This is a genomic window from Rhodococcus sp. DMU1, from assembly GCF_012272955.1.
GTDB lineage: Bacteria > Actinomycetota > Actinomycetes > Mycobacteriales > Mycobacteriaceae > Rhodococcus > Rhodococcus aetherivorans.
Window position 1 is genome coordinate 4,639,484 of sequence record NZ_CP050952.1, and the last position, 13,106, is coordinate 4,652,589.

Genomic DNA, 13,106 nt, shown 5'->3' on the forward strand with positions numbered 1-13,106 from the left:
CACTCCTCGACGAGGACCGTTCGCCCGTGCACGACGTCGTCGCCTCTGCGGGAACACCGCTGCCCACCGACTTGCGCACTGATATGGAGGGCCGGTTCGGTCAGGACTTCGGAGACGTGCGCGTCCACAGCGACGGAACAGCGCACGAATCCGCGAAATCCGTCAATGCACAGGCGTACACGGTGGGTTCGGACATCGTCTTCCAGAACGACAGGTACGACCCCGGATCGGACACCGGCAAGCACATGATCGCTCACGAACTGACGCATGTCGTGCAGCAGCGCAATGGCCCTGTCGACGGCACCGACGCCGGCGGTGGGGTACGGATCAGCGATCCCTCGGATCGGTTCGAACGCGACGCCGTCGCGAATGCCGACCACGTCATGGCCGCACCCGCTCCCACGACCGCGCCCTCCGGCGCACTCCAGCGAACCACGGAAGAGGGATCCGCTGCCGTGCAGCGTGAGGAGGCCGCGGGGGAAAAGGAAGACGAAACCGCCCAGACCTTCGTGCAGCGTCAGGAGGAGGAGTCCGAGGAAGAATCGGCGTGATGCCATGACTGCACCCACTCGAGTCACGAGATCCGTTGCCCCGGAACGCACTCCTGCGCGATCGGCTGCTGCTGTGCGGTCGGATTCCAACTCACTACGCCGCTTGCAGTCCGCCGCGGGCAACCACGCCGTTGCGTCTCTCGTCACCCAGCGTCTCGACGCCGGACCCGTCCAGAGCGGTTGCGTTGCGCCACCCGTAGAACCGACACCGGCTGATCCGCAGAAGGATCCGCAATGGGCCCACGCGAAACATGAGATCGAGACCAAAGCCGATGCAACCAAAGCGCATCCCCCTGCCTCGAAGGAAGTGGGCGAGGCACAGAACGCGGCCGTCGCGCCACCCGACGACAAGGAAGCCCAGGCCAAGGCCGCTCACACCGGCAAGATGGACGCCGCGAAGCCAGGAGGCTTCGACAAGGCGGGCTTCATCGCCGCGGTGAAGGCCGCGATCGCGGCGAAGGCTCCGAAGAACCTGGACGAGGCGGACAAGTTCGCGCAATCCGGCAAGGCGGATCAGGTCAAGAACGAGGTGATGAGCAAGGTCACCGGAGGGAAGCAGGCGTCCGCCCGAGAAATCAAGGATTCGACCGAGGCGACACCGGATACCTCCACTGCGAAGGACAAGCCGGTCACACCGCTTCAGCCACCCCCGTCGCCGTCCGCGCCTCCACCACCGGATCCGAAACTGTTGGCACCGAAACCTGCACCCGACGACCAGACGAGACTGGGTGCGGACAGCTGCGCCACCGACCACAAGATGGCGGAAGCCGGGGTCACCAAGGAACAACTCGCCAAATCGAACGAGCCCGAGTTCACCGGTGCACTCGAGGCGAAGAAGACTGCCGAGGAGCACGACGCGAATGCGCCCGCTGCTGTGCGCGAGAAGGAAGCTCAGGTCATCGCCGGCGCCACTGCGGATGCCGATGCCACGGCGAAGACCGGATTGAGTTCGATTACCGCCTCGAAAGGCAGTGCGCTGCAAGCCGCCGGTGCGGGCAAACAGGCCACAAAGTCCGCCGACGAAGGGGAACGAAGCCGGATCACCGGCGAGATCAAGAAGATCTTCGACAAGACAAAGGCCGACGTCGAGGGGATCTTGACCGGTCTCGACAAGACCGTGTCCGAGCGGTTCGAGGAAGGTGAAAGGAAGGCCAAGGAAGCGTTCGTCGCCGACCACCAGGCCCGCATGGCTGCGTACAAGGCGAAGCGATACGGCGGTCCTGGTGGGTCCGCGTTGTGGTTGAAGGACCTGCTCCTGGACATGCCGCCCGAGGCGAACGCGCTGTTCCTGGAATCGAAGAAGCTGTACGAGTCGCGGATGGAGGACGTCATCGGCGGCATCGCCGATCTCGTGGGCTCCGAACTCGCACGTGCGAAGGCCCGGGTGTCCGAGGGGCGCGCACAGGTCCAGAAGTTCGTCGCGGAGCAACCCAAGAACCTTCAGAAGCTGGCCGGTGATGCCGCCAAGGAAATTGGTTCGCAATTCGAAGATTTGGAGAAGTCCGTCGACGAGAAGCAGGAGTCGCTCGTCGACGATCTGGCGGACAAGTACATCGAGGCACGCAATGCGGTCGACGAGGAGATCAAGAAGCTTCAGGCGGAGAACAAGGGATTCGCAGGCCAGGCCGCCGAGGCGATCGGCGGCGCTATCGACACGGTGAAGAAACTCAAGGACATGCTGCTCGGCGTCTTCACCCGAGCCGCAAACGCCGTCGAGAAGATCATCAAGGACCCGATGGACTTCCTCGGGAAGTTCGTCAACGCGGTCAAGACCGGCATCCAGAACTTCATGTCGAACATACTCACGCACTTGAAGAAGGGTCTGCAGGGCTGGTTGTTCGGTACCCTCGCCAAAGCCGGCATCGAGATCCCCGAGAAGTTCGACCTGAAGGGCATCATCGGTCTGCTGCTGTCCCTTCTCGGCCTCACGTGGACGTCGATCAGAACCCGGATCGTCAACGTGGTCGGCGAGAAGGCGATGAGCGCGATCGAGAAGGGTGTCGATTTCGTCAAGATGATCCTCACCGAGGGCGTCCCGGGATTGTGGAAGTTCATCGCGCAGAAGATCTCGGACCTGAAAGAACAGGTGATGAGTCGCATCCGCGACTTCGTCATCACCAAGGTGATCACGGCCGGCGTGACGTGGCTGATCTCGCTTCTCAATCCTGCGGCGGCGTTCATCAAGGCCTGCAAGATGATCTACGACGCCGTGATGTGGTTCGTGGACAATGCACAGCGATTGAAGGACTTCGTCGACTCCGTCCTCGACTCGGTCGAGTCGATCGCGGCCGGCGGGGTCGGCAAGGTGGCGGCTCTGATCGAGGGCACGCTGTCGAAGACCGTCCCGATGTTGATCAGCGGTCTCGCCAGCCTGCTGGGGCTGGGCGGGATCGCCGACAAGATCAAGAGCATCCTCGAGAAGGTGCAGACTCCCGTCGGCAAGGCCGTGGACTGGCTGATCGCCAAGGCGGTCAAGTACGGCAGGAAGTTCCTCGACAGGCTGAAGAAGTCCAAGCTCGGCAAGGCTGCGGCAAATATCAAGGCGAAGGCGAAGGCCGCCTACGCCACGGGTAAGGCTTGGGCGAAAAAGAAGTATGAGGCCGGCAAGGCATGGGTGAAGAAGAAGTACGAGGGCGCGAAGTCTTGGGTGAAAGGGAAGATCTACGACGACAGTCCGGAAGGAAGGCAGAAGCGACTCGACAAGGGGCTCGCGGCCGGAGTCGCAGCGGCGGACAAGTACGCAGGTAAACCTGTGGGCGAGAGCATCCTGCGACCGTCCCTCGGTTTCATCAAACTCAAGCATGGCCTCCAAGTCCTCGAACCTATTAAGGAAGGAGAAAATTGGGCGATCCACGCGGAGGTACAACGGGCAACCGCCAAGTCGAAGGCTCTCGTAGAATCCAAGAACGAAAAGGCCCGGACCGGTCTCACCAGAGAAGATGCGATCTTCATGGAATGGCATAAGCCTGCCGAATGGTACCCAGATTGCCTCTACCGACCTAATTCGAGAACCGGAAAAGGTCGTGGGGAAAAGATCTGGAAATTCCCGAACAAGACGTACGACAACGGCTTTACTGCAGGCGTCACGTTCTGGCCGCACGAGGGGGTGACCCTGACATGCAGAAGCGGCGAGGAACCGCGCGGTAACGGTGTCAAGAAGTTCAGGGAGGAGCTCCTGGAAGAAGGCATCGAGCTGGACGGCGACCTGGCTTACGAGGTCGACATTGATCATGTTATCGACTGGTCGTTCAATGGGATAGATGGAGGGGAAGACAACGAGAACCTCTGGCCCCTTTACCGGTCGGCGAACAGGAGTGCCGGAACCACTCAGAATAGGCTCCAGAAGGTCTGGTGGGCCGAGTCCAAGGGAGCCCCGCCGAAGCAAACTCCGATAGAAGATGTCCCGCACGGACGATGGTTCGTGATCAAGAGAATGAGGGGATCGGGTGGCAAGCGGGGCTAAGAGCTGCCTACTGGTGGCGCCGGCATTGGACAGCACCGAAGTTTACTGATCGAGTTGTCAGTGCCCTATCGCGCACTCCGCGATGCCTACTCGGCCGTCCCGCAATGTCTGGTTCCCGGTCGAAATGCAGGTCAATATCAACTCATCCACCGAATCCATCCGAGGAGGCGCCATGCCGACCTACCTGTCGCCCGGGGTCTACGTCGAAGAGGTTGACTCCGGATCCCGGCCGATCGAAGGCGTCGGGACCGCCGTCGCCGCCTTTGTCGGGTTGTCGGAGAAAGGGCAGTTCAACGAACCGACCCTCGTCAGTAACTGGACCCAGTTCACCGGTCTCTTCGGTGGTTTCGTCGATGGCGCATGCCTCGCGCGGTCGGTCTATGCGTACTTCCAGAACGGTGGCGGCAACGCGTACATCGTTCGCATCGGCGACAGCAACGGCAGCAGTGGTTCGAAGCCGGTTCCCAAGCCCGTCGAGGCTGCCCCGCAAGGCATTCTCGGCAACTTCCGTGTGCTCGCAATCGATCCGGCCGCAGCCGAATCCGGCATCGAGGTAGAAGTCGCACCGAGTGACGCAGAGCCCGCAGACGGGACCTTCAAGCTCGTCGTCCGCAGGGGCGGTGAAACCGTCGAGGAGCATTCGGGTGTCACGCCCGGACGGGGCAAGGCGAATGCCGCGACCGTCGTCAACGGCCAATCCCGGACGATCAAGCTCGAACAGATCCCCAACGCCCAGGCCTCCGACGAACTCGCCGTCGGCAAGAAGGTGACGCTGGCGGCACCCGCACAACCGGCGCTGCTGCCGTCCGCTCAACTCACGACCGACGACTACGTCGGTGACGTCTCGGAACGCACCGGTTTTTCCGGTCTCGAGGCGATCGACGAGATCACCGTGATCTGCGTGCCAGATCTGGTCACCGCCTACCAACGCAGCGCGATCGACCTCGACACCGTCATCTCCGTCCAGCAGGCCATGATCGCGCACTGCGAGCTGATGGGTGACCGGATGGCGATCCTCGACCCGCCGCCCGGCCTCAACGCGCAACAGATCAAGGAATGGAAGAGCGACAAGGCCAACTACGACTCCAAGTACGCAACCCTGTACTGGCCGTGGGTGAGCACGGACGGTGGAACCTACCTTCCGCCTTCCGGTTTCATCGCGGGTGTCTGGGCGCGCAACGACGACACGCGAGGTGTCCACAAGGCCCCCGCGAACGAGGTGCTGCGCGGTGTCGTCTCTCTGCAGACACAGATCACCCGCAACGAGCACGACCTGCTCAATCCTGTCGGCATCAACTGCATCCGTTCGTTCCCCGGCCGTGGGATCCGCGTGTGGGGTGCCCGTACGCTGTCGTCCGATCCGGCGTGGCGGTATCTCAACATCCGCAGGCTCTTCAACTACCTCGAGGAGTCCATCCTCAACGGGACGGACTGGGTGGTCTTCGAGCCGAACGATCAAGCACTGTGGGCGAAGCTGCGCCGGACGATCAGCGCGTTCCTCGTCAATGAATGGCGGAAGGGCGCTCTGTTCGGCAGCACGCCCGACGAGGCGTTCTACGTCAAGTGCGACGACGAGACGAACCCGTCCGAAGGAATCGACGCGGGCGAAGTGGTCTGCCTGATCGGTGTGGCGCCCGTGAAGCCAGCCGAGTTCGTGATCTTCCGACTGTCCCAGTTCTCCGGCGGCACCAGCCTGGTCGCCGAGTGATCGACGTATCGAACAGTGAGGAACTGTAATGCCTCTACCGGAATTCGACAGCTCGGTAGGCCACTCGTTCGGACTCGAGTTCGACGGGCTTCAGATCAAGGCCATCACCGAGGTGACCGGCCTGAAAATGGAACAGGACGTCATCGAGTACAAGTCCAACGAAGCGAAGGACGGAAAGTACCTCGTCAAGAAGCTTCCCGGACGTTGGAAGGCCGGTGAGGTCACTCTCACCCGGCCGCTCACCGAGGACCACGGATTCGACAAGTGGATCAAGGACTCTCAGCTGGGAAAGATGAAGGACGTTCGCAAGGGGGGCGCCATCGTGGTGTACGACTACGAAGGACAGCCCGTCAAGCGATACACACTCACCAATGCCTGGCCGAAGAGCCTCGAGGTCAGCTCGATGAAGGCAGGCGACACCAGCGTCATGACGGAGAAACTGGTACTGACCTTCGAACGCGTCGAGGTGGACGGTGCGTAGAACCAGCACCTCCACCCTGACAGTGGAGCACGAGCCGGACCGTTCGGCAGAAACTTCGGGTACCCGAGAAGCGCTGCGCACGGAATTCGGTTTCCTGTTGCCCCGTGGCTACATCGATTCGGCAGGCACCGTCCACCGCGACGGTGTCATGCGCCTCGCGACGGCCCGCGACGAACTCGTCTCCCAACGCGACGACCGGGTGCGGGAGGATCCGTCGTATCTGACGGTGGTGCTGATCAGTCGGGTCGTGTCCCGGCTCGGCGGCATCGAGGACGTGCACGCCGGAGTCGTGGAGAACATGTTCGCGTCCGACCTCGCCTTCCTCCAGGATCTGTATCGGCGGATCAATCAGGACGGGCACACCCGGGCGGGCGTCACCTGTCCGGAGTGCGGATGCGACTTCGCCGTCGACATCGCCGGGGGCCGCCTGGGGGAATCATGACGTACGGGACCGAACGTCTGCACGCCGAGGTCGCGTACATCGCCTATCACCTGCATTGGTCGTTCGACACGATCCTCGACCTCGAACACGCAGATCGGCAACGGTATGTGCGCTTGAGCCGGAACTTGGCGCCGGAATCCGCGAGGAGGTGAGCGATGACCATCCGATGGCCGTGGCAGCGCCGGTCGGCCGAACCCGCCCGGACACCGACCGAACGTCCGGACGTTCTCCCCTCGCGGACCTCTCGCGAACGGCTGTCGTTGCCCCCGGTGCAGCGGGTGGTCGAACCGATCGAGTCGACCACACAGTTCGACGGATTCACTCGAACGCTAACAACCTCCCGATCGCCGGCTCTCGTCGAACCGCTCCCGACGGTCGGCGCCGGTGTGCCGTGGTTGTCGCTGACCGCGGCCCCTACGTCTACGCCGGTGTCCCGGCACGACGGTCCACCCCCCCACACCGTCGCACAGCGGCACCACCGGCCACCGGGCTCCCTCCAGCGAGCAAGGGTCGGTGCCGTGCCGTCCACCCCCACCGACACGGCTCCCCCGCCCGCTCCCGTTCGTTACCTCGAGTCGTCGCCCGTATCGAACGAGGTACCCGGTGCACATACCGAGATCGACGAGATGGTCACTGCGTCGCCACCGGACGACGAACGGGCACTCCCTACTGTTCCGACGCCCCCGGTCGAAGAGCTTCCGGTGGGGCAGATCTTGCCTCTCCCTGCCGACGCCGGCCACGAGAGTTCGGACCCCGCGGAGGGTGTGCCGGACCAGCCCGTCGATCCACCGTCGGTGCCGCAGCCGGAAGTCGCACAGCGAACATCCACTGACCCACGCCCCCAAACCCGATTCGAATCCCAACCACAACCGACGCGGGCGCTTCCCACGCATCACAATTCACCGCACGTGCAACGGCAGAGCATCGATCCGCCTCCTCCCCCGCGCGAGCAACTACTCCGTCTTCCCGTTCAACGATCGGCGGCGGAGACATCGACGCCACACCTCGAACGTTCGCCATCGCTCCCGGCCCCGGCCGAGCATTCCGCCACGCCCGAATCTACCCATCGCCCCACTCGCCTCGACATCCGAGCCGACGACACCGCGGTCGAGACGGCGCAGCCCACACTCGACCTACCGTCGGTGCAGACACCCCCGCCTGAAGTACCTCGCCCCGCGAGCACACCGATCCCCGAATCGCCACGTGCACCTCGTTCGAAGTCCACTCCGCCGACCCTCGACGAGCGAGACGTCCAACGGATCATCCCGTCCCCCGAAGCTGCCGCTACACACGAGTCCGTCGCCCCGCCCGAGCTCACTCCGGCGCTCGCTGAAGTTCCGATGAGGACATCACCGTCGCTCCCGGTCTCGGAACCTCCGACAGTGCAGCGCCATATTCTTTGGGTTCCGGAGCACGGAGGCGGTCCGGAACCCGACCCGAGTCCGACCGTCACGGGACCGATCCTCGAGGCGAGTGAACCCTCCCCGGTTGTCCCCGTGGTCGCTCGTCACACCACCGCCCCCGCCCGAGTCGAACATCGATCACGTGGAGAAGAAACTCCGCTGCAGATCGCCCAGAGTGTCCAACGAGTCGACGCCGCTCCCACGATCGCAGCGTCGAGTCGTTCGCGAACGTCCGAACCCGTTCCGAACAGAGCAACAGCGGTCGATCTCCCACCTGCCCGAACCGTCCCCACCGTCTCGAGAAGTCCCGGACCGCCGATCGACGAAATCAGCCCTACAAGCCCTCCGGTGCAGCGGATTTCGACGGACGAAGTAGATCCGATCGAGGCATCCGAGAGCCCGATCGGTACTCCGACAATCGCAGATGACATGTCACCGGTGCCGGACGAGGTCGCGCCCCGGCCGGTCGTGACGACGCACCCTCTACCGCCGACACGGACAACGGACCCGGAGGCGGTCCGCTCCAGCTCTCCCGACCGAAGAGAACTACTCGTCCCACCGCGTCGGATCCCGTTGCAGCCGAACCCCACATCCGAAACCGTCACCGCTCCTGCTACGCCGCAACCCCACCCGACAACGTCGGTGCAATTCGCCCCGGATCCTCCTAACACTGCGGCACAGGATGAGCCGGTTCTGCTCATGCGAGTAGCGGCCGTTCCTGCCGATCCGCCCGGGACGCCCGGCGCCCCGCCCCCACCCCACCGCAACGCGGCCCATGACGTAGACCCAAGCCCCTCCGCACCCATGGTCACCCTTCGCGGTGCACCGAAACCACCGATCACAGCCCAACGACACACCGGAACTTCGCAACCCGCAGGTATCGGATCGCCGATCACAGCTCCGGCGCCGGGACCGATCTCCGGCGGAATCGACCGACCGGTGTCGCTTCGGGAGATGTTCGCCCACGTCGCACGTGAGGTCGACGACGACGACGCCGAGCCGTCCCGGCAAGCCCCCGTCGCTCAGCGCCTGGAGGAGCCTTCCCCTCCATCCGAGCCGGCTTCGACCACGGAACCACAACCTCCGACCACGGCAACTCCGACCGCCGGTACCGCTCCCCCGACCGGCCCCTTAGCGGGCATGAACATCGACGATCTCGCCAACCGCCTCTACGAACCGATCGTCACCCGCATCAAGACGGAACTGTGGCTCGACCGGGAACGCGCCGGTCTGCTCGCCGATCCACGAATCTGAACCGAAGGAGGGTCTGATGCCGACCTCGGACGATGACCCTGCCGTGAGCGTGTGTTTCACGGTGGAGGTGGACGGCACGGACCTGGGCTCCTTCAACAGCTGCGAAGGACTCGGGGTGGAGATCGTCATGGAGCAGCGCGAAGAGGGCGGCAACAACACCATGGTGTGGCAGCTTCCCACTCGCATGAAGTTCACCAACGTCAAACTTACTCGACCGGTCGGCCCGAACAGCCGCAAACTGACCGAATGGCTCAGCCAGGCCCTCGAGGATCTCCAACCCACCACGGCTGGCATCACTGCTCGTACGGCGGACGGAACGGTCATCGCCGGCTGGTCGTTGCGCGGCGTCGTGCCGGTCCGATGGACCGGACCGAGCCTGAACGTCGACACCGCGAAGGTCGCCACCGAGACCCTCGAGATCGCACACCACGGCATCCTGCCGGGACCTACGAAGTGAAGGCCGACGAATGTCCGATCCGATCGCACTGGCCAATACCCCCGGCACGGCCCCGGCAAAGAAGGCCGGAAAGGCTGCCGCGAAGAAACCGTCGCCACCACCCGAGGCGCAGAGCCACGCGGAGTTGCTCCTCTACAAGGCGGAGAAGGCCGTGGGTGGAAGCAAGCGAGGCAGTTCGCTGGGGACGATCGCGTTCCAGTTCAATCCCAAGGAGATCACCATCTCCAAGTCCGCGAAGTGGGACCGGAGCCCGGCCAAAGGAACGAAGAAGGCAGGCCCACCGGAATACTCCGGGCCCGAGCCGTGCAAGCTCACCCTGGAGATGTTCTTCGACGCGACCTTCAAACAGGACACCGACGTCGCGAAGTGCGTCGACAAGCTCTTCTCGTGTTGCGTCCCGGTCGACGAGAAGGACAAGAAGCCCATGCCGCCGCTGGTGGTGCTGAAGTGGGGTGGAACCACGAGTTTCAATGCCTTCGTCACCCAGGTGAGCGCGAAGTACACCCTCTTCTCGGCGTCCGGCAAACCGATCCGCGCTGTGTGCAGCGTGAGCCTGGAGGAGATGCCGGGCGAGACGAGCCGGCAGAATCCGTCGTCGGGTTCGGTCACCCACTCCCGGGTCCACGAGGTGATCGAGGGCGACACGCTGCACCTGCTGGCCTATCGCGAATACGGAGATCCAGCCATGTGGCGAGCGGTGGCCGCCTACAACGGAATCGACGACCCGACGCGCCTCCCGCCCGGACGATCGCTCGTGCTGCCGAATGTGACGGACCTGCTCACGAAGATCGGATCGCTGCGATGACATCGGCATCCGGACTGGAGATCGAGGTCGACGGCGATCGTCTGGCCGACGATCTCGTGGCCGTGCTCGCAACGGCATTCGTGGATTCGAGCCTGCAGGTGCCCGACATGTTTGCCCTGCGCTTCCGCGACACCGACCGGACCCTGCTCGCCAAATCGAAGATCAAGATCGGCTCCGAGCTGAGGATCGCCGTCGTCACCGACGCGGTCGCCGTTCCGGAACCGTTGGTGACAGGCGAGGTCACCGCCGTCGAACTCGAATTCGACGGTACGGGAACGTTCACGACCGTGCGCGGCTACGACGCGTCCCACCGGCTCTTCCGCGGCCGGCACACCCGGGCCTTCACCCAGACGACGGCGTCGGACGCGGCGGTCGGCGTTGCACGTGACGCCGGCATCGAACTGGGCAACATCACGTCCACCGGAACCGTCTTCGATCACTTGTCCCAGTGCGGCCGAACCGACTGGGAATTCCTCGTCGGCCTCGCGCGACGGGTCGGTTTCGAGGTCGCCGTGCGCGAGAACAAACTCGACTTCGGTCCCCGGAAACCCGCCGAGGAGGCCCCGCAGGCCGAGGGCACCTCCAGCCGGGATCCGCTCGTGCTGACCTTCGGAACCGATCTGCTGCGGGTGCGTTCGGTGGTGACCGCCGCCGAGCAGGTCGCCAAGGTTCAGGTACGGGGGTGGGACATCGCGCAGAAGCAGGCGATCGTGGCCGAAGCGCCCGCGGAGACGAAGAGCGCGGTGCTGCCGACGATCACCCCGGCGGAGGTCGCGGCGACCTTCGGGGACCCCACCTACGTCGCCTCCGACGTCGCCTACCGCACCCAGCCCGAAGCCGACTCGGCGGCGACCGCTCTCGCCGAGGTGATCGGCGGGTCGTTCGCTCAGGTCGAGGCCCTCGTCCGTGGGAACCCGAAACTGCGGGCGGACACCCCGATCTGCCTGGCGAACATGGGTGAACCGTTCGACGGGAAGTACCTCGTGACCGCAGCCCGCCATCGGTACGTGCCCGGCGCCGGGGGCTACACCACGTCGCTGTCCGTCACCGGCAGGGAGGAACGCAGCCTGTTCGGGCTGTCGTCCGGCACCGGTGGCGAGGCGGACTACGGAGTGGTCGTGGCCGTCGTCAGCGACGCCCGCGACCCGGAACAGCTCGGCCGGGTCCGTCTGACCTTCCCGTGGTTGTCCGAGGACTACGTCAGCGACTGGGCGCGCGTCGTGCAGCCGGGCGCCGGGAAGGATCGCGGCGCACTCGTCGTCCCCGAGGTCGGAGACGAAGTGCTCGTCGCTTTCGAACAGAACGACCCGAATCGACCCTATGTCCTCGCCGGGCTGCACAACGGAATCGACACACCGGACACGAAGGGACCGGATCTCGTCGACGCCGGATCGGGAGCGGTCAATCGTCGTTCGTTCGTCTCCCGCAACGGACACCGGATCGATCTGCTCGACGAGGACGGGAAGACCGAAGGCATCCTGGCCGAGACCGGTGACGGACGACTGCGTCTGTCGCTGGACAAGATCGGCACCAAGATCGAGATACACAGTGACGGACGGATTCTCGTCGAGGGAACTCAGGGCGTGGTGATCGACGGCGCAGACTCGAAGATCGAGCTCACGTCGGGTGAGATCGTCCTGAAGGGCAAGCGTTCGGTCAAGATCTCGGGCGCCCGGGGAACGGTCGAGGCGGACACCACCGGCGTGAAGGTCGACGGCCCGAGCGTGAAGGTGGCCGCGAGCGCGACCGCCGAGTTCAAGTCCGGCGGACCGGCAATCGTCTCCGGTGCACTCGTCAAGATCAACTGAGGAGGTGGTCGTGCCCCCTGCCGCGCGCGTCGGTGATCCCACAGGCCACCCCGGAGTCATCGGCCCTCCGGGAGTCCCCACCGTCCTCATCGCCGGTCAACCGGCGGCGACGGTGGGAACCCCGCACATCTGCAGCTTCCCGCCTCCCCCACCGCATCCACCCTCGGTGATCGCCGGACCCGGCTCGGCCACCGTTTTCATCGGCGGAATGCCCGCCGCACGGATCGGAGACATGGCTGCCTGCGGAGCTCCGATCGTCTCCGGTGCGCCCACCGTCCTGATCGGAGGTTGACCCATGTCCACCGATTTCATCGGGCGCGGCTGGAACTATCCCGTCGGATTCGACGCCGCGGGCGCGGTGGCACTGGCGTCGGGGCCCCGCGACATCGAGCAGGCGATCGAGCTGATCCTGCGAACCACACCGGGTGAGCGGCCGATGCGACCCGAATTCGGCTGCCGCGTACAGGATCACGTCTTCTCACCCGCCGACGACGGGACCGCCGCCGCGATCGCGGCCGACGTCCACGACGCCCTCACCCGCTGGGAGCCCCGCATCGACGTGGTCGACGTGGCGGTCCGGTTCGATCCGGAAATACCGACGACCTGCTACATCGACATCTCCTACTCGCTCCGCGAGCGCAACGACATCCGCAATCTCGTCTTCCCGTTCTATCTGATCGTCGACGAACCCGTCGAGTCGTTCACGGCCGTCGAACCACCGCAGAGGAAGTGAC

General features: G+C 64.5%; 11 protein-coding genes. All 11 read left to right on the forward strand.

Going from position 1 to position 13,106, the window contains the following annotated elements; all coding sequences use genetic code 11:
* Window positions 1-26: 26 nt before the first annotated feature.
* The 11 genes from HFP48_RS21210 (at window position 27) to HFP48_RS21255 (ending at window position 13,105) form a co-directional block, all read left to right on the forward strand.
* On the forward strand, window positions 27-551 hold the full coding sequence (locus HFP48_RS21210; RefSeq protein WP_246872444.1) for a DUF4157 domain-containing protein: 525 nt from the start codon (window positions 27-29) through the stop codon (window positions 549-551).
* A gap of 103 nt (window positions 552-654) precedes the next feature.
* Window positions 655-4,014, forward strand: coding sequence for a hypothetical protein (locus HFP48_RS21215; RefSeq protein WP_168579977.1), 3,360 nt, complete (start codon window positions 655-657; stop codon window positions 4,012-4,014).
* Between the two features lie 172 nt (window positions 4,015-4,186).
* Window positions 4,187-5,722 carry a phage tail sheath subtilisin-like domain-containing protein gene (locus tag HFP48_RS21220; RefSeq protein WP_050035729.1) on the forward strand — a complete coding sequence of 512 codons (1,536 nt, stop codon included), beginning with the start codon at window positions 4,187-4,189 and terminating at the stop codon, window positions 5,720-5,722.
* 28 nt (window positions 5,723-5,750) lie between these two features.
* Entirely contained in the window at window positions 5,751-6,203 is a 453-nt protein-coding gene (locus tag HFP48_RS21225; RefSeq protein WP_050035730.1) for a phage tail protein, read from the forward strand.
* Window positions 6,196-6,645 (forward strand): hypothetical protein, encoded by a 450-nt coding sequence (locus tag HFP48_RS21230; protein WP_231772565.1) that lies wholly within the window; start codon window positions 6,196-6,198, stop codon window positions 6,643-6,645. Before HFP48_RS21225 ends, HFP48_RS21230 begins: the two co-directional genes overlap by 8 nt.
* Complete coding sequence (locus HFP48_RS32175; protein ID WP_327204974.1) at window positions 6,642-6,797, forward strand: DUF6760 family protein; 156 nt, start codon at window positions 6,642-6,644, stop codon at window positions 6,795-6,797. The genes HFP48_RS21230 and HFP48_RS32175 overlap by 4 nt, the downstream gene beginning before the upstream one ends.
* A 2,521-nt stretch (window positions 6,798-9,318) precedes the next feature.
* Complete coding sequence (locus tag HFP48_RS21235; RefSeq protein ID WP_050035731.1) at window positions 9,319-9,759, forward strand: phage tail protein; 441 nt, start codon at window positions 9,319-9,321, stop codon at window positions 9,757-9,759.
* 10 nt (window positions 9,760-9,769) lie between these two features.
* A complete protein-coding gene (locus tag HFP48_RS21240; RefSeq protein WP_065922222.1) occupies window positions 9,770-10,564 on the forward strand; it encodes a LysM peptidoglycan-binding domain-containing protein in 795 nt (264 codons plus the stop codon).
* The gene (locus tag HFP48_RS21245; RefSeq protein ID WP_168579978.1) at window positions 10,561-12,372 is read left to right on the forward strand and encodes a VgrG-related protein; all 1,812 of its coding nucleotides are present in this window, start codon (window positions 10,561-10,563) and stop codon (window positions 12,370-12,372) included. The genes HFP48_RS21240 and HFP48_RS21245 overlap by 4 nt, the downstream gene beginning before the upstream one ends.
* Before the next feature lie 10 nt (window positions 12,373-12,382).
* Window positions 12,383-12,664, forward strand: a complete 282-nt coding sequence (locus tag HFP48_RS21250; protein WP_082120329.1) for a PAAR domain-containing protein — start codon at window positions 12,383-12,385, stop codon at window positions 12,662-12,664.
* Between the two features lie 3 nt (window positions 12,665-12,667).
* Entirely contained in the window at window positions 12,668-13,105 is a 438-nt protein-coding gene (locus tag HFP48_RS21255; protein ID WP_050035735.1) for a GPW/gp25 family protein, read from the forward strand.
* Window position 13,106 lies beyond the last annotated feature (1 nt).

Coding starts and splice junctions, on each gene's coding strand:
- HFP48_RS21220 (WP_050035729.1), top strand. CDS start 4,187: ATGCCGACCTACCTGTCGCCCGGGGTCTACGTCGAAGAGGTTGACTCC.
- HFP48_RS21225 (WP_050035730.1), top strand. CDS start 5,751: ATGCCTCTACCGGAATTCGACAGCTCGGTAGGCCACTCGTTCGGACTC.
- HFP48_RS32175 (WP_327204974.1), top strand. CDS start 6,642: ATGACGTACGGGACCGAACGTCTGCACGCCGAGGTCGCGTACATCGCC.
- HFP48_RS21235 (WP_050035731.1), top strand. CDS start 9,319: ATGCCGACCTCGGACGATGACCCTGCCGTGAGCGTGTGTTTCACGGTG.
- HFP48_RS21240 (WP_065922222.1), top strand. CDS start 9,770: ATGTCCGATCCGATCGCACTGGCCAATACCCCCGGCACGGCCCCGGCA.
- HFP48_RS21245 (WP_168579978.1), top strand. CDS start 10,561: ATGACATCGGCATCCGGACTGGAGATCGAGGTCGACGGCGATCGTCTG.
- HFP48_RS21255 (WP_050035735.1), top strand. CDS start 12,668: ATGTCCACCGATTTCATCGGGCGCGGCTGGAACTATCCCGTCGGATTC.